At 60.0% G+C, this 21,153-nt stretch carries 26 protein-coding genes; 21 read left to right on the plus strand and 5 right to left on the minus strand.

Going from position 1 to position 21,153, the window contains the following annotated elements; genetic code table 11:
- Positions 1-6: 6 nt before the first annotated feature.
- The 4 genes from DOU54_RS20650 to DOU54_RS20665 are packed head-to-tail and all read right to left on the minus strand — an operon-like array spanning position 7 to position 4,541.
- Positions 7-2,268 (minus strand): chemotaxis protein CheA, encoded by a 2,262-nt coding sequence (locus DOU54_RS20650; protein WP_035206775.1) that lies wholly within the window; start codon positions 2,266-2,268, stop codon positions 7-9.
- A 16-nt stretch (positions 2,269-2,284) separates the two neighbouring features.
- A complete protein-coding gene (gene cheY1 / locus DOU54_RS20655) occupies positions 2,285-2,650 on the minus strand; it encodes a chemotaxis response regulator CheY1 (RefSeq protein WP_004439870.1) in 366 nt (121 codons plus the stop codon).
- Entirely contained in the window at positions 2,647-2,946 is a 300-nt protein-coding gene (locus tag DOU54_RS20660) for an STAS domain-containing protein (protein ID WP_113380923.1), read from the minus strand. Before DOU54_RS20660 ends, cheY1 begins: the two co-directional genes overlap by 4 nt.
- Complete coding sequence (locus DOU54_RS20665) at positions 2,946-4,541, minus strand: globin-coupled sensor protein (protein ID WP_286079949.1); 1,596 nt, start codon at positions 4,539-4,541, stop codon at positions 2,946-2,948. Before DOU54_RS20665 ends, DOU54_RS20660 begins: the two co-directional genes overlap by 1 nt.
- A gap of 93 nt (positions 4,542-4,634) precedes the next feature.
- On the opposite strand from DOU54_RS20665, the gene DOU54_RS27570 reads away from it, so the two are divergent.
- The 8 genes from DOU54_RS27570 (at position 4,635) to mnhG (ending at position 11,539) form a co-directional block, all read left to right on the plus strand.
- Positions 4,635-4,976: a hypothetical protein gene (locus tag DOU54_RS27570; RefSeq protein WP_162749555.1), complete on the plus strand. Its 342-nt coding sequence runs from the start codon at positions 4,635-4,637 to the stop codon at positions 4,974-4,976.
- Positions 4,977-5,055: 79 nt separating this feature from the next.
- Positions 5,056-5,433, plus strand: a complete 378-nt coding sequence (locus DOU54_RS20670; RefSeq protein ID WP_112555888.1) for a hypothetical protein — start codon at positions 5,056-5,058, stop codon at positions 5,431-5,433.
- A gap of 105 nt (positions 5,434-5,538) precedes the next feature.
- Entirely contained in the window at positions 5,539-8,457 is a 2,919-nt protein-coding gene (locus DOU54_RS20675) for a monovalent cation/H+ antiporter subunit A (protein ID WP_004439862.1), read from the plus strand.
- Positions 8,457-8,792 carry a Na+/H+ antiporter subunit C gene (locus DOU54_RS20680; protein WP_003514993.1) on the plus strand — a complete coding sequence of 112 codons (336 nt, stop codon included), beginning with the start codon at positions 8,457-8,459 and terminating at the stop codon, positions 8,790-8,792. The genes DOU54_RS20675 and DOU54_RS20680 overlap by 1 nt, the downstream gene beginning before the upstream one ends.
- Positions 8,789-10,435, plus strand: a complete 1,647-nt coding sequence (locus DOU54_RS20685; RefSeq protein WP_004439856.1) for a monovalent cation/H+ antiporter subunit D — start codon at positions 8,789-8,791, stop codon at positions 10,433-10,435. Before DOU54_RS20680 ends, DOU54_RS20685 begins: the two co-directional genes overlap by 4 nt.
- Positions 10,432-10,920 (plus strand): Na+/H+ antiporter subunit E, encoded by a 489-nt coding sequence (locus DOU54_RS20690; RefSeq protein WP_004439853.1) that lies wholly within the window; start codon positions 10,432-10,434, stop codon positions 10,918-10,920. Before DOU54_RS20685 ends, DOU54_RS20690 begins: the two co-directional genes overlap by 4 nt.
- Positions 10,917-11,198: a K+/H+ antiporter subunit F gene (locus DOU54_RS20695; RefSeq protein WP_004439850.1), complete on the plus strand. Its 282-nt coding sequence runs from the start codon at positions 10,917-10,919 to the stop codon at positions 11,196-11,198. Before DOU54_RS20690 ends, DOU54_RS20695 begins: the two co-directional genes overlap by 4 nt.
- Positions 11,195-11,539 carry a monovalent cation/H(+) antiporter subunit G gene (gene mnhG / locus DOU54_RS20700; RefSeq protein WP_004439848.1) on the plus strand — a complete coding sequence of 115 codons (345 nt, stop codon included), beginning with the start codon at positions 11,195-11,197 and terminating at the stop codon, positions 11,537-11,539. The genes DOU54_RS20695 and mnhG overlap by 4 nt, the downstream gene beginning before the upstream one ends.
- 926 nt (positions 11,540-12,465) lie before the next feature.
- Here mnhG and DOU54_RS20710 read toward each other — a convergent pair.
- On the minus strand, positions 12,466-13,257 hold the full coding sequence (locus DOU54_RS20710; protein WP_193603429.1) for a helix-turn-helix domain-containing protein: 792 nt from the start codon (positions 13,255-13,257) through the stop codon (positions 12,466-12,468).
- A gap of 148 nt (positions 13,258-13,405) precedes the next feature.
- Between DOU54_RS20710 and DOU54_RS20715 the strand changes: the two genes are divergently transcribed.
- The 13 genes from DOU54_RS20715 to DOU54_RS20775 all read left to right on the plus strand — a co-directional run bounded on the left by DOU54_RS20715 (position 13,406) and on the right by DOU54_RS20775 (position 21,146).
- On the plus strand, positions 13,406-13,666 hold the full coding sequence (locus tag DOU54_RS20715; RefSeq protein ID WP_113731780.1) for a helix-turn-helix domain-containing protein: 261 nt from the start codon (positions 13,406-13,408) through the stop codon (positions 13,664-13,666).
- Positions 13,667-13,726: 60 nt separating this feature from the next.
- Entirely contained in the window at positions 13,727-14,278 is a 552-nt protein-coding gene (locus DOU54_RS20720) for a hypothetical protein (protein WP_113731781.1), read from the plus strand.
- Positions 14,278-14,556 (plus strand): hypothetical protein, encoded by a 279-nt coding sequence (locus DOU54_RS20725; RefSeq protein WP_113731782.1) that lies wholly within the window; start codon positions 14,278-14,280, stop codon positions 14,554-14,556. Before DOU54_RS20720 ends, DOU54_RS20725 begins: the two co-directional genes overlap by 1 nt.
- 8 nt (positions 14,557-14,564) lie before the next feature.
- Complete coding sequence (locus DOU54_RS20730; RefSeq protein ID WP_113731783.1) at positions 14,565-14,936, plus strand: hypothetical protein; 372 nt, start codon at positions 14,565-14,567, stop codon at positions 14,934-14,936.
- Complete coding sequence (locus DOU54_RS20735) at positions 14,937-15,782, plus strand: ParB N-terminal domain-containing protein (protein ID WP_113731784.1); 846 nt, start codon at positions 14,937-14,939, stop codon at positions 15,780-15,782. It abuts the gene before it with no gap.
- Complete coding sequence (locus tag DOU54_RS20740; RefSeq protein WP_113731785.1) at positions 15,779-16,243, plus strand: hypothetical protein; 465 nt, start codon at positions 15,779-15,781, stop codon at positions 16,241-16,243. Before DOU54_RS20735 ends, DOU54_RS20740 begins: the two co-directional genes overlap by 4 nt.
- On the plus strand, positions 16,240-16,467 hold the full coding sequence (locus DOU54_RS20745) for a hypothetical protein (protein ID WP_113731786.1): 228 nt from the start codon (positions 16,240-16,242) through the stop codon (positions 16,465-16,467). The genes DOU54_RS20740 and DOU54_RS20745 overlap by 4 nt, the downstream gene beginning before the upstream one ends.
- Positions 16,464-18,485, plus strand: coding sequence for a transposase domain-containing protein (locus DOU54_RS20750; RefSeq protein WP_113731787.1), 2,022 nt, complete (start codon positions 16,464-16,466; stop codon positions 18,483-18,485). The genes DOU54_RS20745 and DOU54_RS20750 overlap by 4 nt, the downstream gene beginning before the upstream one ends.
- 97 nt (positions 18,486-18,582) lie before the next feature.
- Complete coding sequence (locus tag DOU54_RS20755) at positions 18,583-19,584, plus strand: AAA family ATPase (protein ID WP_246754055.1); 1,002 nt, start codon at positions 18,583-18,585, stop codon at positions 19,582-19,584.
- Complete coding sequence (locus tag DOU54_RS20760) at positions 19,581-19,892, plus strand: hypothetical protein (RefSeq protein WP_113731789.1); 312 nt, start codon at positions 19,581-19,583, stop codon at positions 19,890-19,892. Before DOU54_RS20755 ends, DOU54_RS20760 begins: the two co-directional genes overlap by 4 nt.
- Entirely contained in the window at positions 19,889-20,200 is a 312-nt protein-coding gene (locus tag DOU54_RS20765; protein WP_113731790.1) for a hypothetical protein, read from the plus strand. Before DOU54_RS20760 ends, DOU54_RS20765 begins: the two co-directional genes overlap by 4 nt.
- Positions 20,197-20,490: a hypothetical protein gene (locus DOU54_RS20770; protein ID WP_113731791.1), complete on the plus strand. Its 294-nt coding sequence runs from the start codon at positions 20,197-20,199 to the stop codon at positions 20,488-20,490. The genes DOU54_RS20765 and DOU54_RS20770 overlap by 4 nt, the downstream gene beginning before the upstream one ends.
- Positions 20,491-20,492: 2 nt before the next feature.
- A complete protein-coding gene (locus tag DOU54_RS20775; RefSeq protein WP_113731792.1) occupies positions 20,493-21,146 on the plus strand; it encodes a DUF3164 family protein in 654 nt (217 codons plus the stop codon).
- The last annotated feature ends 7 nt before the right edge of the window (positions 21,147-21,153 follow it).

The raw sequence follows: 21,153 nt of genomic DNA on the forward strand, positions 1-21,153 counted from the left end.
CCGCTTTCAACCCGCCGCCGCGAGCGACATTTCCTGCTTCAAGGGCTGTCCGCGCGAGGCGCTGACGATGGCATCGACATCCAGAATGAGAGCGACGCGCCCGTCGCCGAGAATCGTTGCGGCGGCAATGCCCGGAACATGGGTATAGTTGGCCTCCAACGACTTGATGACAACCTGGCGCTGACCCTGGATCGCATCGACCATCAGGGCACGCTGGCCGCCGCCTTCCGATTCCACCAAAAGAGCGACGCCTTCGACCGGATCGGCCTGCGTCGGGCGGAAATTCAGCACGCGGCCGACATCCACCAGCGGGCAGAAGGAGTTGCGGATGGAGATCAGCCGCTGGTTCGCACCGAACGAGTGAATGTTCTTCGCTTCCGGCTGCAGGGTTTCCACGATCGCGGTCAACGGCACCACCAGTGTCTGGCCGGCAACCGTCACCACCATGCCGTCGAGAACGGCAAGCGTCAGCGGCAGGCTCATGGTGAAGGTGGAGCCTTGGCCGGGGCGCGAGGAGATGTTGATGCGACCGCCGAGCGCCTGAATGGAGCGCTTGACCACGTCCATGCCCACACCGCGGCCGGAAATGTCGGAAATCTTGTCGGCGGTCGAGAAGCCGGGGGCGAAGATGAGATTGTCGATCTCTTCATCCGTCAGGTTCGCATCGGCAGCGATGAGATCGTTGTCGATCGCCTTCTGGCGCACGCGCTCGCGATTGATGCCGGCACCGTCGTCCTGAAGCTCGATAAGGATGCGGCCGGAGCGGTGTTTGGCCGAAAGCTTGATAGTGCCTTCCGGGTTCTTTCCAGCGGCTTCGCGCTTTTCGGGCGTTTCGATGCCATGATCAACGGCGTTGCGGATCATATGCGTCAGCGGTTCGGCCAGCTTGTCGATGACCGTCTTGTCGACTTCGGTGTTCTCACCTTCGGTGACAAGACGGATCTGCTTACCGATCATGTCGGCGACTTCGCGAACGATACGCGACATGCGCTGGAACACCGGTTTTACCGGCTGCGCACGGATCGCCATGACGCTGTCCTGGATTTCGCGCGTCAGCTGCTGCAGCTCGTCGAGACCCATATTGACGGCTGACGTACCGCTCGCATCGTTTTCGATGACGCTCTGCGACAGCATCGCCTGATTGATGACGAGCTCGCCGACGAGATTGATCAGGCGATCGACACGGTCGAGATCGACGCGAATGGTCTGGCCGGCACTTGCATTGGCAGCGGCATTGGCGTTTGCCTGCGCTGCGGCAGGTGCTGCCGCAGCTTCACGCTTTTCGATGGCGGCATTGACGCTCTGGGCGATCTGCGTCGTTGCGACGGCCGTTTCGACAGCTGCCGCAACATAAGACGCTTCCGCCGTGGCGACTTCAACAACGGGCTGCTCTTCCGCGCCGCTATCAAGCGCCGAAAGGTCGAACGGCACGGGGATCATCGGGAGTTCTTCCTCGTCGGCAGCGGCCTCCGAAAGAACTGGCGTGATTTCGAGATCGCAATCCCATTCGGCAAATTCGAAGACGCTGCGGATACCTTCTTCACCCTTGTCGGTCGTGATCGAAACCGTCCAGGAGAGATAGGATGCTTCAGGATCGAGTTTGTCGAGCGAAGGCAGCTCGGACATGTCGCAATTGATGCTCATCTCCCCAATGCGGGAAAGATCGCGCAGCAGAAGTGCCGCCTCGTTGCCCTTTGAATAAAGCGATGCATGCGGCTTGAAGGTGATCTGGAAGGATGGCGCTTCCATCAGCGGCGTGGTTTCGTCGGCAAAGTCCGTGAAGGAGAAGGGGATCGGCTCGAAGCCGCTCTCATCCGTCGGTTTGGCCTTCACGGGTTCCGGCGCCTTTACTGCGACGGGAGCGGGCGCGGATGCCGGAACGGCTTCGCCGTTTGCCAGCGCCTCCAGTTCCTTCACGAGGCCACGGGTGCGGCTTTCATCGACGCTGCCACCGTCTCTTGCGGCATTGGTGAGGTCTGCCAGCACGTCGGCAGAGCGCAGCATGACTTTGAGAACATCCTGCGTCGGTTCCAGCTTATTGGAACGCACGCAGTCGAGGGTCGTTTCAAAGACGTGCGCAAAGGCCACGAGATCATCGAGACCGAAGGCACCTGCTCCGCCCTTGATAGAATGAACGGCACGGAAAACGGCGTTGACGGTTTCCGGATCACGGTCGCCGTCATTCAATTTAAGAAGCCCCGATTCCAGTTCGGCGAGCTGCTCCTCGCATTCCTGGAAAAAGATTTCCTTGATTTCGTTCATATCCATCGTGAAATGTCCCGTATCAGGCGGTTACGCGCTCAATGGCATCGATGAGTTTGGCAGGGTCGAACGGCTTGACGATCCAGCCCGTCGCACCGGCCTGGCGGGCGCGGTTCTTCTTCTCTGCATCGCTTTCGGTCGTCAGAACGAGGATAGGGATCGCACGGTACTTTTCGTTGCGACGAACACCCTCTATGAAACCGAAACCGTCGAGACGGGGCATGTTGATGTCAGTCACGATGACGTCGGGGTTGCTCTGCTCGAGCACTTCGAGGCCCTCGACGCCGTCTTCGGCCTGAATGGTTTCGAAACCGGCATTGTTGAGCGTGACCAGGAGCATGTTCCTGATCGTCCGGGAATCATCCACGGTAAGAACTTTTTTCTTCACTTTTGCATCTCCTTCAGGAGCAAATGATCGATATCGACGCCTATCAGTTTCATGGTCCTGTCGAATGCATCGGACACGCTGGCAAAGCCGAAGCGTTTGCCGTCCTCTTCCCAGGATTTGGCGCCGGCCATGAGGACCTGCGCACAAAGGGCGCCGATACGTTCCACCTCTGACGCATCCACCGACAGCGGTGCTCCCCGCAACGTCATCAGCTTGCCGTGCAGGGCCGATGCTTCGTTGAGGTCCAGCACCGGTGACAGTTTCAGCGTCGCCTCAGCTGCTTTTCTGGCTGCCATTACATGACTCCCTGACGTCTGAATTGTTGGTAATCCTGGCGGTAATCCGTGCGGCTATCCTCACGGGCCATAAATGATGATTGCTGCCGATCCGCACCGATGGCGGCAGCGAAATGTTCCTGGCGGGCAATACGAAATTCGCGCACGGTGCGGCCGAGTTCCAGAATGACGGTTTGAAGCGTGTCGGCCTCGGAGGCGCTCGCGCTGATATCGACGGCATTGCGGTCCGCCTGCCGTTGCTGCCCGCCAATATCGGCGGCAACAGATTGCAGTTCACCGGCCTGCTCGGCCGTAAGCCGCGAGACTTCAGCGATCATGTCGTTGATGCCCGAGACCTGCCGGACGACGCCGCCGATTGCGTCCTGTGTGCGGTTGACCATGCGGACGCCGCCCTCGACCTGGGTCTTCGTGGTTCCGACAAGGCTCTTGATCTCCCTTGCGGCATCTGCAGACCGCTGGGCGAGCGCCCGGACTTCCTGTGCGACGACAGCGAACCCACGACCGCTTTCACCCGCACGCGCCGCCTCGATGCCGGCATTGAGCGCGAGAAGGTTGGTCTGAAAAGCGATCTCGTCAATCGTACCGATGATCCTGCCGATCTGTTCGGCGGATTGTTCGATGTCCGACATGGCGTCGATCGCCTCGCCGATCGCACGGCCACTTTCGACCGCCGCGTCGCGGGCGCTCGAAACCGCCTTTTCCGTCGCCGCAATGCGAGCGCCGTTTTCGGCAACGTTCCCGATCAGGGCCTGAATCGCATGCGAGGTTTCGGCAAGGGCTTCGGCCTGCTGGCGTGAACGCTCGGCAATGGAACGGCCGATATCGGCAAAACGTCCGCTCAAGGCCTCCGCCTCGCCGACGCTGTTATGGGCCGCCGTCAACGACGCGCCTATGGTTTCAAGGGCCGTGTTGAATGTTGTCGCGACATCCCGATAGGCGTCTGGAACGTCACCGTCTATCCGTGCGTGCAAATCGCCTGCCGCAAAAGCTTTCAACGCGACGCCGAAGAGGTTTGCCGCTTCAGCCCGGTCATTGTCGCGTTGTTCCTGAAGTTCGCGGCCATGACGCAGGCGTAGTTCATTAAAGCGCAGCGAGACCGCTATCTCGGTATCGACCATCACGAGGCGAACGACATTCTTTACCGCTTCGGCGAGCTCACGGCTCTTCTTGCGGCTACCCGGCAGGATGGATCGGGGTGCGTGTTCCGCCACCAGTCCACCAACGAGGTGCTCCAGAACGACGGCGTGGCTGGCGATTTGCCAGCGCGGATCGAGACCCATGCGGCTGGCATTGTCGGAAAGCACCTTCACCCGCTCGGCATAGAGCGCATCGAAACGTGCATCCGTCAAAACGCTCCAGTGCGACGATTGCAGATCGTGCAGGCGTTCGAGCTGGTTTTCGCTGTCGAAGGACGGGGAACAGTCCGGCATGGACTGGAAACGGGTCATCACATCGCGCAGGCCGGCCTTGACGTAAGGCTCCAGCATGCCGCGATAGCTGCGCAGGAAGTCGGATTGCGTCTCATCGAGGCCGGCAAAACGCAACCGCCCCGCCAGGCTTCCGCCTGCCGATCTGCGCGCTTGATCTGATGGCAAGTCCTGCCCCAACCGACGTCCCCAACAACATGACGGCCGGTGACACCCGGCCAATTTGCCAAGGTTCAGAACGCCAGCACCCTGAGGGGATTTTTGAACGAACACACCCATCGCGGACGATGCGGCATCGACGCTTGCCAGACCTTCTTGAACCAAGAAACGAAATACCGGATCGGCACCGGTACGGCAGTGCGGCGTCATGCCTGGAAGGGGAGAGACCCCATTCCGCCGTGGAAATACCACCAATCTTTATGGTTAATTCCTTGCTTGAAAGTTAAGAAACGCGGCGTTGCGGGTCAAACGGTAAAATTTGTAAAGTCTTTTAACGGCCCCTGCCCCGACTTTGCCGCAAATGAGCAAAAACAAAAAGGAATCGAGCGCTTCGGGCGGTTTTTCCGGCCTCTGTGCTGGACAAGCGCGGGTGGCTTCCCCTAAAACAAATCAACGGGATATTCGCGCAGCGGTGATGCTTTAAAGAGACGTTTTCGATCAAGGAGATGCCAACTTGCAATGGATGGAGAAAGGCCGCAGTTCAAGGCGCCATCCGCAAGTGCTGATCGGTCTCGTGGTCGCCAGCCTTCTTCTCATGATCGGCTTCCAGGCGCCTTCGGGTATCAAGCCGCTTTCCAAGACCAGCCGCCTCGAACGCATGCAGACCGTCGATCTTGGCCGCTCCCTTTCGCTTCGCGACAAGGATTGCGACAACGGCGGTGATTTCGGTTGCCGGTCAGGCAATGCGGCCCCGGGTATTGGTCACGACGCGTTTTCCTTAACCGCCGTCAGTGTTGACCTTGAGGCAAAGGCGCGGCTCGTTGCTGTTGCCGTCGCGCCACAAGCGTCCCGAGACTTTGCCAGCGTGGTACCACGCGCGCCTCCGCATCTTATGTACTAGTCATTCCGGCGGTCATCATCATTGGATTCATTGGAATCCTGAGGGATTGGAGTCGTCGGAAATCCGCCGCAAGCTCCCATTCCAGAGAGAAAACCGCCGCCGCATATGACACTTGCAACCATTCTTCCTTTTATTGTCGCATTGCCCTTCGTCGGCGCACTCCTGACGGCGTTCATGCCGCGCGAGGGTGCTGCTGCAGCTCCCGCTTCCGTTGCGGGGGCAGTTGCCCTTTTCGGGCTGGTCAGCAGTATTTTCCTTTATACCAGCGTCAGCGGGGGCGCCGTTCTTAAATACGATGTGGAATGGCTGCCGCAGCTCGGTTTGAACTTCACACTGCGGCTCGACGGATTTGCCTGGATCTTCTCGATGCTGATTACCGGCATCGGCCTGCTGGTGGTGCTTTACGCCCGCTACTACATGTCGACTGAAGACCCCATACCGCGCTTCTTCGCCTTCCTTCTCGCCTTCATGGGTTCGATGCTCGGCGTCGTCCTATCCGGCAACGTCATTCTGCTGTCCATCTTCTGGGAAATGACGAGCATCTTCTCATTCCTTCTGATCGGCTACTGGCACCAGAATGCCGGCGCCCGCGACGGCGCTCGCATGGCGCTGACAGTGACGGGGATTGGTGGCTTCAGCTTGCTGGCGGGTCTGCTGATCCTCGGTCACATGGCCGGCAGCTACGATCTCGACAGGATCATCGAGGCCGGCGCCGCCATTCGCGCGCATCCGCTTTATGTGCCTGCGCTCATTCTTATTCTCGGCGGCGCTCTGACGAAGAGCGCGCAGTTTCCCTTTCACTTCTGGCTGCCCAATGCCATGGCGGCACCAACACCCGTTTCCGCCTATCTCCACTCGGCTACCATGGTGAAAGCGGGTGTTTTCCTGCTGGCAAGGTTCTGGCCGGTGCTTGCGGGCACGCCGGAATGGTTCTGGCTGGTCGGCGCGGCCGGCGTCATAACTCTGCTGCTCGGTGCCTATTTCGCCATGTTCCAGCAGGATCTGAAGGGATTGCTGGCCTATTCCACCATCAGCCATCTCGGGCTCATCACCACGCTGTTAAGCCTTGGCAGCCCGCTCGCTGCGGTGGCGGCCATCTTTCACATGGTCAACCATGCCACCTTCAAGGCCTCGCTCTTCATGGCGGCCGGCATCATCGACCATGAGACCGGAACACGTGACATGCGGCGGCTGAGCGGGCTCTATACCTATATGCCGGCAACGGCGACACTCGCCATGGCGGCAAGTGCGGCCATGGCCGGGGTTCCTCTGTTCAACGGGTTCCTCTCCAAGGAAATGTTCTTTGCCGAGGCCGTCGAAACCCATGCCGACTCGCTTCTCGACCGCGCGCTGCCCTATGTGGCCACATTATCTGGCGCATTTGCCGTCGCCTATTCGCTGCGCTTCATTCACACGGTGTTCTTCGGCCCCAAGCCAGTCGACCTGCCAAACCCCAATCCGCACGAGCCGCCGCGCTGGATGCGGTTTCCGATCGAATTCCTCGTCTTCGCCTGCCTGATCGTCGGCATCGTTCCGAGCCTTTCCATCGGCCCGTTCCTGCATACGGCCGTGCTTTCCGTTCTCGGCGCACAGACACCCGTGTACAGCCTGTCGATCTGGCACGGTTTCAATCTGCCGCTGATCATGAGTATCGCGGCGCTGATCGGCGGGGTAACGATCTACGTCCTGCTCGGCGGTTATTTCTCGCGCTGCGATGACGGTCCGCCGATCTTCCGGCATTTGCGGGGTCAGCGCATCTTCGAGCGCATTCTCGTCACCGTGTCCTGGAAGTGGGCGCGGTGGCTGGAAAGCACGCTCGGCACCCGGCGCCTGCAGCCGCAGCTGAGGCTTCTTATCCTCGTGGCGCTTCTTGCCGGTTTCTCGCCGCTCTTCCTTTCGGAGTTCTCCCTGTCGCTGCCGCGGGTAACAACCTTCGATCCGATCTTCGCCATTCTGTGGCTGATCGGTATGATTGCGGCCATGGGTGCTGCCTGGCAGGCGAAATATCATCGCCTCGCAGCCCTTGTCATGCTTGGCGTTTCGGGGCTCGTCACCTGCCTCACCTTCATCTGGCTTTCCGCACCGGATCTGGCGATTACCCAGCTTTTGGTGGAAATCGTCACCACCGTTCTCATCCTGCTCGGCCTCAGGTGGTTGCCGAAACGCTTCGAAAAAGTGGACAGCAGCGACGAGTTGCCGGCGCAGCTTCGCCGTGCCCGCGACTTCCTGCTGGCAGCCGCCAGCGGCATTGGAATGTCCGTCATCGCCTATGCGGTGATGACGCTGCCAGTGCCGAATGCCATTGCGACCTATTTCCTCGAACGCGCTTACAGCGAAGGCGGCGGCACCAATGTGGTCAACGTCATCCTGGTCGATTTCCGTGGCTTCGACACCTTCGGCGAAATCGCGGTTCTGGCCATCGTGGCGCTCACCGTCTTCGCGCTGCTTCGCCGTTTCCGTCCCGCCCATGAAAGCATCGGACTTCCGGAACAGCAGCAGATGCAGAACGCCTTCGATGCGGAGCGCCCGGATCGCAGCAAGGGCGATACCGTTCGCGACTATCTCTACGTGCCATCCATCGTGATGCAGTGGATGTTCCCCGTCATCATCACCTTTTCCATTTTCCTCTTCATGCGCGGCCACGATATGCCGGGCGGCGGTTTTGCGGCCGGTATCACCATGGCGATCGCCTTCCTTCTGCAATATCTCGCCGGCGGGGCGCGCTGGGCCGAGGACCGCATCCGCATCCTGCCGCTGCGCTGGATGGGCTTTGGCCTCTTGATGGCGGCGGCGACGGGTATCGGCTCGTGGTACTTCGGCTACCCGTTCTTGACCTCTTATTTCCAGTATACGGAGATACCCTATATCGGCAAAATGCCGACGGCTTCCGCCCTGCTGTTCGATCTCGGCGTCTTTTCGCTGGTCGTCGGCTCCACCGTTCTTATCCTGATAGCACTGGCACACCAATCGTTGCGCAACTACCGCGTTCGCACGCCTGACGCCGCAAAAGCGGAGGACGTGTAATGGAACTCATTCTTTCAATCGGCATCGGCATCATGACTGGCTCCGGCGTATGGCTCATCCTGCGCCCGCGCACCTATCAGGTCATCGTCGGGCTTTCGCTTTTGTCCTATGCCGTGAACCTGTTCATCTTCGGCGTCGGCGGCATCAAGACCAACGCACCCCCGGTGCTGGTGAACGGCGTCGACAGTTCGACGCTTGCCGACCCGGTGCCGCAGGCGCTGGTGCTGACCGCAATCGTGATCGGCTTTGCCACGACAGCGCTTTTCCTCGTCGTGCTGCTCGCAGCGCGCGGCCTCACCGGCACTGACCATGTGGATGGGAGGGAGTCGAAATGATGTCGTTCCCCTTCCACATCGTCATCGCACCCATCCTGCTGCCGCTCATTACCGCCGCGCTGCTGCTGTTCTTTGACGAGCGCCAGCGTGTGGCCAAAGCCGCGATCAGCTTCACCTCCACGGTGCTGCTGCTGGTGGTTGCGATTCTGCTGTTTCGCGAGGTGAACTCAACCGTTAATACCGAGATCGCTGCTGTGGTTTCGAGCGGCGTCTATCTGCTCGGCAACTGGCCGGCACCCTTCGGCATCGTGCTCGTCGCCGACCGCCTGTCGGGCCTGATGGTCCTGTTGACCGCATTGCTCGCCATTCCCTCGCTCATCTATTCGATGGCGAAATGGCACAAGGCGGGCGCCCATTTCCATTCGCTGTTCCAGATGATGCTGATGGGCGTCAACGGCGCGTTCCTGACCGGCGACCTCTTCAACCTCTTCGTATTCTTCGAAGTGATGCTGGCGGCATCTTACGGGCTGCTGCTGCATGGCTCCGGCCAGCAACGCGTCAAGGCGGGGCTGCACTATATCGCCATCAACCTCGTTGCCGCCTTGTTTTTCCTGATTGGCGTCAGTCTGATCTATGGCGTGACGGGCACGCTGAACATGGGTGATCTCGCCCACCGGATCGAGGGGCTGAACCCCGACCAGCGCATGCTGCTGGAAACCGGCTCGGCCATCCTCGGCATCGCGTTTCTGGTCAAGGCCGGCATGTGGCCGCTGAATTTCTGGCTGCCCTCCGCCTATGGTGCGGCATCTGCACCGGTCGGCGGGCTATTCGCGATCATGAGCAAGGTCGGCATTTATGTCATTGCCCGCCTGTCCTTCCTGCTGTTCGGGCAGACGGCCGGGGAATCGGCCGGTTTCGGCCACGATGCGCTGCTGGTCGGCGGCATCGCCACCATCATCTTCGGTGCCATCGGGGTTCTGGCGTCGCAGGCGCTGGGACGGCTTGCCGGCTTTTCGGTTCTGGTCTCATCGGGAACGCTGCTTGCAGCCATGGGTACCGGCAATCCCACGGTGGCGGCCGGCGCACTTTATTACCTTGTCAGCTCCACCCTCACCATCAGTGCCTTCTTCATGCTCATCGAACTTGTCGAGCGCGGGCAGGATGCGGGCGCAAACGTTCTTGCCGTAACCATGGAGGCTTATGGCGAAGGCGAGGAAGAAGACGAGGAAGAGGAAATCGGCGTGACCATGCCTGCCACCATGGCCGTGCTGGGCGCATGCTTTGCCGCCTGCGGCATCCTGCTCGCCGGCCTGCCGCCGCTTTCCGGCTTCATTGCCAAATTCTCGATGCTATCGGCCATTCTCAATCCGTCCGGTCTCGGCGCCAATGACAGCATCTCCACCCTGTCATGGTGGATCGTCTTCCTGATCGTCTTTTCCGGCTTCGCTTCACTGATCTCGATGACCCGTGCCGGCATCCGTACTTTCTGGGCCTCCATCGAAGGCACCGTGCCGCGCGTGCTCGTCATCGAAATCGCACCCATCATGCTGCTTCTCGGCCTGACACTCGCCATGACCGTTCAGGCGGGGCCGGTGATGCGTTACATGCAGGAAACAGCGCGCATCCTCGATCTGCCCGCGAGCTATATCCAGGGCGTCATTTCCGCGCCACGGGCGGGCGGCAATCCGGAGGCAGAGCCATGATGAACCGTGTCCTGCCCTACCCGCTACTGACCGTTTCCCTGATCTTCTTCTGGATGACGATCAACAGTTTCTCGCCGGGGCATCTGCTGCTCGGAACTGCGGTGGCGCTCATCGCTTCCTGGGCGATGGCGTCGCTGAGGCCGGCAAAACCCCGCATCCGCAACTGGCATCGGCTGGTGCAGCTGATCCTTATCGTGCTTTACGATATCGTCAGGTCCAATCTCTCGGTCGCGAAGATCATTCTGTTCAGGCGCGAAAGGGACCGCAAATCGGGTTTTCTGGCCGTGCCGCTCGATATACGCGATCCCATGGCGCTGGCCGTTCTGGCGACAATCCTCACCTCGACGCCGGGAAGCGCCTGGCTTGAATATAATTCCAGTCAGGGCACGCTCCTGCTCCACGTCCTCGACGACGTGGACGAGGCCGCGTGGATAAGCCTCATCAAGAACCGATATGAAAAACTGCTGATGGAGATATTCGAATGAGTTCGATTATCCTTTTCTGGTCCTTTTCGCTGGCGCAGCTGATGCTGGCCATTGCCATGACGATTTCGGTCTATCGCATCGCCATTGGCCCGCGCGCGCAGGACCGGGTGCTCGGCATGGATACGCTCTATGTCAACGCCATGCTGCTGCTGCTGACCTTCGGCCTGCGCACCGGCAACGACATTTATTTCGAGGCATCGCTGCTGATCGCCATTCTGGGCTTCGTGTCCACCGTCGCCCTTTCCAAATTCCTGATGCGCGGGGAGGTCATAGAATGAGCAACGCCGCAGAATTTCCGCTCTGGGCCGCCATCGCCGTAGCTTTTTTTGTCCTGCTGGGCGCCTCGTTAACGCTGATCGGCACCATAGGCTTTGCCAAGCTCAACAGCTTCTATGAACGCCTGCATGCGCCCACACTCGGCACCAGCTGGGGGACCGGCGGCATCGTCATGGCCTCCATCATCTATTTCTCCGTCTCCGGCGGCCGCTTCGCCTTCCACGAAATCTTCATCGGCATTTTCATGACGGTGACGACGCCGGTTTCCCTGATGCTGCTGGGGCGGGCCGCGCTTTATCGGGACCGGGCGGAGCAGAATTCGGATAACCGAGAGCATTTGTAATTGCTTAGGTGCGCGTTGAAGCAATGACTTTACGAAAAGTCAGGGAAATCCTCCTGCTTCGAACGGTCTTCACCCCGTTCACAATATCCGTATCCCGGATAGTCGGAAAACTGAAACGGGTACGCAACCGGCCTGGCAAAACCACTGCGTTCAGCAGCCCGATCCATATCAAAGGCTCCATCGTAGTGAGAACTGTTTACGACAGTAATTGCAACTTTGCCGGAGCTCAAAAGATGGGCTGCGGCACTCCCAAGAAAACGGCGATCAATTTTGTTGTCACGAGCATTTCACGCCGAACGGTCACGGGAATGGCAAATCGCCAAGCTGGGCAAAAAATCCATTAAGCAGAGGTTAAGTATCTGCCAAACATTTGATATTTCTAGGATAATGTTAGCGGACGAAATACACTCACCCAAAAAACATATTTACGAGGATTTTCGCCTACCCCCCCACGAGGCAAATTGTTGTCTGACACATAGAACCGGAATAATGGGAACAGGTGATAACAGCCGATAACAGCTGATAACCAGCAAGGAAAAACAATACCTTGAGGCGATTGGCGTTATGGCCACGCGCTGCGGTTTCTGACACGAGGTTTTGGGCAGAAACGTTCGGAACAGGCAAAATCGACAGCGGAGACGCGTCGCTTCAAGAAAAGCCTCAAAAATCTTCGAGATGCCTTTGAGGCGGCTTCAAGCCATTGAAAAATAATGACCGAGGCATTTTGGCATAGTCCGCCTAGCGGTCTGGATGACGCCTCTTGGGGGGCGAAATTCCAATTTGAGGTTCCCTACTGAGGCGGAACCTCAGATTTTCGGAGGGGCTGAGAGAGAGAAAAGCCCGGATTTCCGGGCTTTTTTAATGCTTTCGTACGCAATTCGAGGGATTTTCAAGGCCCCGCAAGGTTCCTCCTGGCTGCCGCGATTTCAGCGCTTCCGACTGCGCCTTGAGGCGACATATTTGTACGTCCTCTCAAGCTCGTCGTTGGCCAGTTCCTTGATGCTCTCGCTCCCGAAATTCTTCAGAGCATAAGCACGCAGCGCGGCTTCATCATCGGGGGTCTTGGTGTTGGCCCAGATTGCCTGGATCTTGCGCTTGCGCCAGTCCTCGCCATCCTTCAGCGGCGCCGAGCGCATGCCGTGCAGGCTTCCTATCCACTGGTTCAAATAGCTGCGGGCTTTTTCGAAGTCCGCCGCCGCGATGAGCTGATAGCTGTTCACCTTGCAGTGCTTGTTCAACGCGGCCCAGACAGCCCTATAGGATTTGGGCGCCTTTTTCAAAAGCTCTTCCTTCTCGACGACCTTGTTTACCAGTTCGGTCAAAACGGCACGCTGCTCGATCGAGATATGCTCCTCACCCGGCTTTGTCTCGGGGCGGACCGTGGTGCGGTGGGTCTGGGTGTTGACGATGCTGATGTTCGCGCCGGCTCCGGCAAAGCCGACGCCTGAAACATTGCCCTGGATGACCTGCTTTTCGAAGCCGACCTCGTCGGCAACTTTTTCGACGTTAGTCGAGCGAACGCCCGTCAGCACATATTGGACATCCATCCCGGCAGCAGCAGCGGCCACAAGCACTCCGCTTTTGAACTCATTTTTCCCCGACTCGACATTCGCCAGCGTCACTCGCGTGACGTTCAGCAACCGCGCAAAACTCGATGCGGTATAGCCCAGACGCTCACGCTCCTGCGCGAAACGGGCGCCAATCACCTCAAAATCCATATTCGACCCTTCGGGGCGCATAAAACTTTTGACATGCAAAATGAATTATGCACACTACACATGAAGCCGCTTTGATACGGCTTCGATTGATCCAAACCATTCAACAAAAAGCCGATGCGCCAACACCGGCTTCCTGAGGAGTACACAGATGACCAAGCCCAAGTGGGACCGGCATTCCATTCTCGGCGAATTGCGCCGCCGAGGCATGACGATGAGCAAGCTTGCAGAACTTCGCGGGATCTCTCCCGGCGGGTTCCGCACGATCTGGACGCGCCAGAACGAGAAGTCCGAACGGGCGATCGCGGAGTTTCTTGGCGTGCCAGTCGAAGAGCTGTTCCCCGACCGCTACCCCAAGACCGCCGCGAAGATCCTCGCCCGCGAATACCAGACGTCCGGCAAGGCCGCCTGATCGTTCCTGCGCGGCTCTCGCCGCTGCAGGCCTATCTTCATCTTTACCGCGAGTCGATCAATGACAAAACGCGACGAGAGAATTACCTGCTTCGACCTTCAATCCTTCGGTCAGCGGTTCCGCGAAGAGTGCGGCAGCTGGCGCGACGACGAGCTGTCGGAGTGCCTGACCCTGACGCCATCGGCGATCGAGAAGATCCGGACAGGCCGCATCAATCCCGACGGGTATCTGCTGTTCAGCATGGCGACCTGCGGGATGGACATCCAGTACATGATCAGCGGCGTGCGCGCGGGCAATACCTATGACGTTGCCGCCTCGATCAACCGGTTCGACGAAATGGAAATGGAGGAGCGCGATCTTTCGCCCGAGGAGATCGCGGTCGCCGAGACCATGGCACACAAGCCGATCTGGGCGAATGGGCGCCGGCCAAAGTGGTGGAGCCATATCGGCGTCAGGGCCGTTCTCACCAGCGCGCACCGGCAAATGACGATCGAGGGGGCGCTGTGGCGGGTGCGACACCTGTTCGGGGCGGCGCAAGTGCCGTCGCGAAGCTCGGTCGGTCGCTACTGGCAGAGGCTGGACGCGCTGCACGAGCAACGGGAGGCTGCGTGATGCGTGACGCCAGCCGCACCGCTGTTCTCGCCCTCTACCTTGCGGTTCGCAGGGATCTGATCCCCGGCGGACAGACCCGGCCAGCCAGCGTCACGACCCGAGCTTCCGTCAAATTGGGTGCGCTGCCAATGGCGAAAGCGGGTGGCGAAATCGCCAACCGCAACCCGTTTATTCCCTCCCCCTGTCCGGCCTGCCAGGTCGCGGACCTGATCATGATCTTTTCCATCGTCGCGAGTGCGCTTGCGGCGAGCCTCGTCCTCCTTCTCGCCCAGTTCTGAGAGGCCCCATGCTTAATCCCTATTCAGAAGACGAACGGCTGCAGGCGATGATTTCGGCCTGCTACCGCGCCAGCCGATCGCATTTCAACCACATCGCCATTCGCGACATCATCGCGCCGCCGCGCGAGATGTTCGATGCGAAGCTCGCCCGGCAGATCGCCATCCATATCCTGAATGTCGAATTTTCAATCCCGCGCCGCCGACTGGTGATGATCCTGACAGTTGCGCGCACCACGATCCTGGGCGCTGTTCGCACCGTCGACGAGCGGATGCACGACCCCGTGTTCGAGCGGGCCTATCAGCGGATCTCGGCGCGGGCGAAGGACCTGTTCATGGCCGAGCTGCAGGACGCCGCCCGTCGCGACGAGGAGGCGGCATAAATGGCAACGTTCAAGACCGTTTCGATTGCCTCGATCCATGTCGGCGAACGGGCTCGCCCGATCGACGAGGATCACGCCGCCGCCATCGCTGCATCCATGGTGGATCGCGGGCTGATCAACCCGCTCACCGTTCGCTCAACACCGGCTGCCAATGGCGGTAAAACCCCGCTAACACTGGTGGCTGGTGGTCATCGCCTTCGTGCGGCCGAGTTGAACGGCTGGGAAGAGATCGATGTCATCGTCGTCTCTGCAGATGCTGTCGAGGCGCAGCTGATCGAGCTTTCCGAGAACATCTACCGCAACGAGCTCACTCCCCTTGATCGCGCGCTCTTCGTTCTGAAGTTTCGCGAGGTCTATGAGGAGAAGTTCGGAAAGATTGATCGCACGAGGAACCTCAAGGTCGGCAAAAATCTCCCGAAGGGGCACGATGCACTTTCGGTGTTTTCACCTGGGCGGGAGCTGTCTCGGCACGTTCAAGAGCGCCTTGGTATTGGCCCCGACACTTATAAGCGTGCGACCCGGATTGGGCAGAAGCTGACGCCTGCGCTTCGTGCTGCGGTACGGGGCACACCAGCCGAGAACGACCAGAAGGAGCTGCTGAAGCTCGCCAAGCTGCCCGCCGACGATCAGGGCCGCGTTGCTGCCGGTTTGCGCGAGGGCGCCGATCTCAAGACCATCTGGAGCTGGCTGAAGCCGAAGGTCCAGCTCAATGCCGCAGCCTTGCAGGACGAGACCTACAACAGAATTGTCGCGCTCCTCGCCAAAGCCGACGAGACCACGGTCCGGCGTGTGCTCGACCACATTGTCGACATGCGCGGCTCCTCCAGCCTGGAGGCCGCAGAATGAAGCGCGACCCTGCCCAATTCGATTTCTGGCCCTCGGCGGTCTTCCCCGTTCGCGCCGCCAAGGAACAGATCGACCTTGATCGTTTCCGCTCGCGGCTCAAGCGGGAGATGGCACGCGCCATTCGCGAATGCCCGCATGACCGCCCGACGATTGCGGCCCGCATGGCCCATTATCTGCGGCTTGAAGCCGTCTCGAAGGGGGCTCTCGATGCCTATACCGCCGAGAGCAAGACCGGCCACGATATCAGTCTCGTCAGGTTCAAGGCCTTTGTGCGCGCCACCGGGGCAAGCTGGCTATGGGATGTCGTGCTGTCGGATGACGGGCTGCTTTTGCTTGAGGGCGACGAGGCGCGGCTCGCGGAAATCGCGCGTCTGCGCCAGGAGCAACGGGCGCTGACACGCGAGCTCAACCGCCTGACCTCAACCCCGGTCACCATTCGCCGCAAGGGAGACCTGAGGTGAAGAAGATTTCGATCATCGGACAGATCGCCGAAATAGACCGCGAGATTGCCATGCGCCAGCGGGTTTATCCCGAGCAGGTGCGCACCGGCAAGATGCGCCAGGCGGAAGCCGACATGCTGATGGAGCGCGCCTACGCGATCCGGGCAACCTTGATGTTCTGCCGCGAGCACGAGGCCGATATCCGCGCCTACATGGTTTCCCGTTCGAAGGGAGGTGAAGCATGAAAGAGTGGTTCACCCTTTCCGATCTGGCGGAAGCCAAGCTTCCCGACATGCCCTGGACGATCAAGGGCTATGACAAATACATCATCCGCCATGGGTGGCGGGCCATTGGCAAAGTGCGCAAGCGCGAGGGTCGCGAAGGCGGCGGTGGCTTCGAATATCATATCTCACTTTTGCCCGATCCAGCCCGGCAGAAGCTTGCTTTCCTGCATTCGGCCCCTGTCGGCGGTGACGGCGACCGCTCCGCGCTTTTGTGGCGCAAATACGAGGCGCTGACGGAGACACAAAAGACCGTCTGTAAGGAGCGACTTGCGATCATCTGCTCTGTCGAGGACATGAAAAAGTCCGGCATCAGGGCGCTCGACGCGATCAAGCATGTCAGCCGCAAGGCCGATATCTCCGTCTCCACTTACTACCAGTGGCAGTCTTTGGTCGAAGGTCATGCCCGGCAGGACTGGCTTGCGGCCCTTGCTCCATCCTCATCGAAGATTGCCGAAGGTGTCGTCGCCGATCTCGCCCCTGTGCATCCCGACGCCTGGGACATGCTGGTTTCGGATTACCTGCGCCCGGAAGGCCCGGCCTTTGCCGCATGCTACCGGCGCATGGAGGAAGTGGCCAAGCGGAAGGGCTGGGAACCGATCCCGCATGAGCGGACGCTTCGCCGCCGGATCGACATTCAGATCCCCAAAGCAGTGCAGGAACTTGCGCGCAAGGGCAAGGAAGCCGCCAAGAGGCTCATTCCGGCCCTGCGGCGCTCGGTCGCCCATCTCCACGCGATGCAGATGGTCAACACCGACGGTCACAAGCTCGACCTGCATGTCTCCTTTCCGGGCCGTGAGAAGTGGGGCCGCGTCTATCTGATGGCGATCCAGGACATCTATTCGCGCAAGATCCTCTCCTGGGTGCTGTGCGAGGCCGAAACCTGGGAAGCGGTGCGCACTGTTATCGGCAACATGGTCGAGACCCATGGCATTCCCGACCGCATCTACATGGACAACGGCCGCGCCTTTGCCTCGAAGATGATCTCCGGCAAGGCCAAGCGCCGCAACCGGTTCAAGATCACCGAAGACGAGGTGGCGGGGCTCTTGAAGACGCTCGGAATTGATGCCCGCTTCGTCAATCCCTATTCCGGCCAGTCAAAGCCGATCGAGCGCGGATGGGGTGACCTTGCCGAGAACATCGCCAAGCATCCGGCCATGGCCGGTTGCTATACGGGCCGCAGCACGCAGCACAAGCCGGACAACTACGGCTCACGGGCAGTCCCAATCGACGAGCTTGAGCGGCATGTGGCGATGTGCATCGAGGAGCACAATGCCAGGACCGGTCGCAAGACCGAGACGGCCAAGGGCCGGAGCTTCGACGCGGTATTCGCCGAGAGTGTTGCGAACCCCGCCAATACCTATGTGCGCTTTGCCAGCCCGTCGCAGCGGGCGCTGTGGATGCTCGCCGCCGTCAATGTGACGGCCCGCAAGCCTGACGGCGCGATCCACCTCTTCGACAACCGGTACTTCCACCCGGCGCTCAACAACTGGATCGGCAAGAAGCTCAAGGTCCTGTTCGATCCGTCCGACCTGCATGGCGCGGTCAAGGTCTACGCACCTGACGGCCGGCTCCTCTGCGATGCCGAGTGCGTGGACAAGACCGGCTTCGATTGCGCCGACGCCGCGCGCGAAATCGCCCGTGCCCGCGCCATCAAGAAGAAAGACCAGCAGGCGGCGCTGAACAGTGCCCGCAAACTGTCCGATCTCGAACTGAAGGAGCTGACGGGCCGAAGCGGCAGCCGCAAGCCGGCAAAGCCGAAACCTGCAGCGCCCGTCGTCACACGGCTGATCACCCGCACACCTGTCGCAACCAAGGTTGTGGAGGTGCCGGAGGTGACCGTCGACGAGCATCAGTACGAGGACGCATTCAGCCGCGGGCTTGCCCGCGTGGCAGGTGGCGATGCCGCCATCATCGAATTCCCGAGAGGGGATCGCCCGACAAGTGGTGCGTTCGGGCGCAGACCGAGAACCGAGAAGTAGTGCGTACGGTTCCACCGAAAAAAAGAGGGCGGGTCAAAGTGACCCGCCCGACAATCAAAAGCACAGGAACCCTTAAATGCTAAAGCCGAAGAATACAATGCAAAACTGGACTTTCCCGACGCCCGCGCCTGAGTTTCTTCAGCGCCACCCGGAACCGGATGTCGAAACATGGCGAAAGCTCTTGAGCCGCGTCATCGACGCGGCCAATGCAAACTCCTGGAACAAGGCCGAAGTTGCCCGCCGCGCAGGCATCAAGGACGGCACCTTCTCGCAGTGGTCCAATGGTAACTATCCGGGGGTTCTCGCCAACATCAACGAGCAGGTCAGCAACTGGCTGGAAGCGCTGGAAGAGAGCGCCAGCATCGCAGCAAGCCTTCCGGTCTCGCCTACCTTCGTCAAGACCATGGTCGGGGCCGACATCTATAATGTTTTGCTGTTCACGCAGATCACGGCAGGCTTCACCGCAATCACCCTGCCCTCCGGCTCCGGCAAGACGACGGCTGCGCGGCATTTCTGCAATACCCGCCCTCATGCCTGGATCGCCACGATCAGCCCGCACACCAAAACCGTGCACGCGATGCTCATCGAGCTTGCCGCCGAACTTGACGTTCAGGAAAACAACCCGACCAAGCTGGTCAGGGCGATCGGCAGGAAGTTGCAGCGCCTGGGCGACGGCACGCTTCTCATCATAGACGAGGCGCAGAACCTTGTGCCGGACGCAGTCAACCAAATCCGCCATTTCGTGGACATCAACAAATGCGGCGTCGCCCTTATCGGCAACGAGGATACAGCCGTTTCCTTCGTGAAGGACAAGGGATCGGTCGCAAGCCGCGCCCAGGTGGCGACACGCTTTGACCGCCGTCTGAAACGGGAGCGTGACCCCGTGCACGACGCCGCCATGCTGATTTCCGCCTGGGGTATCACCGATCATGATTGCGTGCGCTTCCTGCACAATATCGCGACGAAACCCGGTGCCCTGCGAAACATCGACAGGACGATCAAAGCCGCGATGATGGCAGCGCTCGGAAACGGCGAGGAGCTTAACCTCAGCTACCTGAATGCCGCCTGGCGCAACCGCGACATGGGAGACATTTCATGAGCAACGCGCCTCATAACCTTAGCGAAACCCTTGCTCTCCTTGTGTCCGATTTTGAATGCGTCCCCGCTGTCGGAGCTTCGGTCACTCTGGATGCAGGCGAGTTCGAACGGCTCATAGACATTCTGCGCGCTTCGCACTCCCTTGCCGCCAACCTCGAACTTGAAGTCCGCCTTCTCCGTGACATGGAAGCTGGACGCGAGATCCGGTCGAGCCTTGACCGCGAGACTGCCGACCAGATCAAGGCGCTGCGCGCGCCGGGGGGCGACAACGTGGTGCGGCCCAGCTTCCGGAAAGGAGCGAAATCATGATGACCGATCCCTTCGCTTCAGACCTTATTGGAAATGTCATCCAGGCGTTCTGGCCCCACCGCGAGACCGGTATGATCCTTGCTCCGAAGGCGGTGGACACGCTGATCAGGAACCTGCGCACCATCCAGGAGGTCGCCGCCAATACCGAGCAGGAGTTGGCTATCCAGATAGAGATGTCACGCATTGACATCGGTCGCCGTAGTGTTCGCGTGACCAATGGCCTCGATCAGATCGGTGGCAATGTCATCCGGCTGCCGACGCGTCTGCGGACCATTGAGCACAGCCCCGACGGAGGTGATGCGGCATGACCGACGATCACATCCTCGTCCTTGCTGAAGTCCGCATCCCGCTTGATCGCATCATCGATCAGGTCGGGGCCGGCGTCTCCACCACACTGGTCGGCGCTAGCACCAATCCGAAGAGCGGCAGCAAGAAGAGCCGCACCTTCTTTGTCATGCAGCGCGTCGAACAGGTCGTCGCCGCCTTCGATCACCAACAGCTCGCCAGCGGTACCGCCGGCGAGAAGGAAGCCCGCAAGCGCCTGCATGATTCCCTCCTGCGGCTGCGCACGTCCTACCTCAAGCACAAGGTGTCCTGATCATGGAAGCCGTCATCATTGAAGAAAAGCCAGAAGCCGGTGTGGTCGTAGTGACCGGCCGCGAATACATGCACGACTCCAAGGGTCACCTCGTTCCCGTCGTGAACATCAAGGCTGAAGACAAGCTCGAAGACGAGATGGTCCGCAAGATCATTGGCTTTGCGCGCGACCTCAGCGCTCAGATCACGCGTTTCCGCGATCATACCATGGCCGATATCACCGCCTTCGATCAGCTGATTGCCCAAGAGTATGGTGCGACAGTCGGAGGCAAGAAGGGCAACAAAACCTACTCCAGCTTCGATGGCCTGATGCGCGTCCAGGTGCAGGTTGCCGATCAGATCGCGTTTGGTCCTCAGTTGCAGATCGCGAAGGCTCTGATCGATGAATGCCTGAATGAATGGTCGGCCGACAGCCGGCCGGAGATCCAGTCGATCGTCACACGGGCTTTCAATACCGACAAAGAAGGCCAGATCAATAAGTCGGAGCTGTTCATGCTGCTTCGGCTGGAGATCGCGGACGATCGTTGGAACCGGGCGATGGACGCGATCCGGTCGTCGATTAGGGTCACCGGCTCGAAAGAGTACGTCCGCTTCTACACCCGCGAGTCGATCGAGGACGGCTGGTCAGCCATCACGATCGACCTCGCCAAGGCGTGAGGGCGGG

Source organism: Agrobacterium sp. MS2 (assembly GCF_003261015.1).
GTDB classification, from domain to species: domain Bacteria; phylum Pseudomonadota; class Alphaproteobacteria; order Rhizobiales; family Rhizobiaceae; genus Agrobacterium; species Agrobacterium pusense.

Coding starts and splice junctions, on each gene's coding strand:
- DOU54_RS20725 (WP_113731782.1), top strand. CDS start 14,278: ATGCGTGACGCCAGCCGCACCGCTGTTCTCGCCCTCTACCTTGCGGTT.
- DOU54_RS20720 (WP_113731781.1), top strand. CDS start 13,727: ATGACAAAACGCGACGAGAGAATTACCTGCTTCGACCTTCAATCCTTC.
- DOU54_RS20675 (WP_004439862.1), top strand. CDS start 5,539: ATGACACTTGCAACCATTCTTCCTTTTATTGTCGCATTGCCCTTCGTC.
- DOU54_RS20760 (WP_113731789.1), top strand. CDS start 19,581: ATGAGCAACGCGCCTCATAACCTTAGCGAAACCCTTGCTCTCCTTGTG.
- DOU54_RS20660 (WP_113380923.1), bottom strand. CDS start 2,946: ATGGCAGCCAGAAAAGCAGCTGAGGCGACGCTGAAACTGTCACCGGTG.
- DOU54_RS20680 (WP_003514993.1), top strand. CDS start 8,457: ATGGAACTCATTCTTTCAATCGGCATCGGCATCATGACTGGCTCCGGC.
- DOU54_RS20650 (WP_035206775.1), bottom strand. CDS start 2,268: ATGGATATGAACGAAATCAAGGAAATCTTTTTCCAGGAATGCGAGGAG.
- DOU54_RS20740 (WP_113731785.1), top strand. CDS start 15,779: ATGAAGCGCGACCCTGCCCAATTCGATTTCTGGCCCTCGGCGGTCTTC.
- DOU54_RS20755 (WP_246754055.1), top strand. CDS start 18,583: ATGCAAAACTGGACTTTCCCGACGCCCGCGCCTGAGTTTCTTCAGCGC.
- DOU54_RS20690 (WP_004439853.1), top strand. CDS start 10,432: ATGATGAACCGTGTCCTGCCCTACCCGCTACTGACCGTTTCCCTGATC.
- DOU54_RS20750 (WP_113731787.1), top strand. CDS start 16,464: ATGAAAGAGTGGTTCACCCTTTCCGATCTGGCGGAAGCCAAGCTTCCC.
- mnhG (WP_004439848.1), top strand. CDS start 11,195: ATGAGCAACGCCGCAGAATTTCCGCTCTGGGCCGCCATCGCCGTAGCT.
- DOU54_RS20715 (WP_113731780.1), top strand. CDS start 13,406: ATGACCAAGCCCAAGTGGGACCGGCATTCCATTCTCGGCGAATTGCGC.
- DOU54_RS20735 (WP_113731784.1), top strand. CDS start 14,937: ATGGCAACGTTCAAGACCGTTTCGATTGCCTCGATCCATGTCGGCGAA.
- DOU54_RS20695 (WP_004439850.1), top strand. CDS start 10,917: ATGAGTTCGATTATCCTTTTCTGGTCCTTTTCGCTGGCGCAGCTGATG.
- DOU54_RS20775 (WP_113731792.1), top strand. CDS start 20,493: ATGGAAGCCGTCATCATTGAAGAAAAGCCAGAAGCCGGTGTGGTCGTA.
- DOU54_RS20710 (WP_193603429.1), bottom strand. CDS start 13,257: ATGGATTTTGAGGTGATTGGCGCCCGTTTCGCGCAGGAGCGTGAGCGT.
- DOU54_RS20670 (WP_112555888.1), top strand. CDS start 5,056: ATGGAGAAAGGCCGCAGTTCAAGGCGCCATCCGCAAGTGCTGATCGGT.
- DOU54_RS20685 (WP_004439856.1), top strand. CDS start 8,789: ATGATGTCGTTCCCCTTCCACATCGTCATCGCACCCATCCTGCTGCCG.
- DOU54_RS20770 (WP_113731791.1), top strand. CDS start 20,197: ATGACCGACGATCACATCCTCGTCCTTGCTGAAGTCCGCATCCCGCTT.
- DOU54_RS20765 (WP_113731790.1), top strand. CDS start 19,889: ATGATGACCGATCCCTTCGCTTCAGACCTTATTGGAAATGTCATCCAG.
- DOU54_RS20730 (WP_113731783.1), top strand. CDS start 14,565: ATGCTTAATCCCTATTCAGAAGACGAACGGCTGCAGGCGATGATTTCG.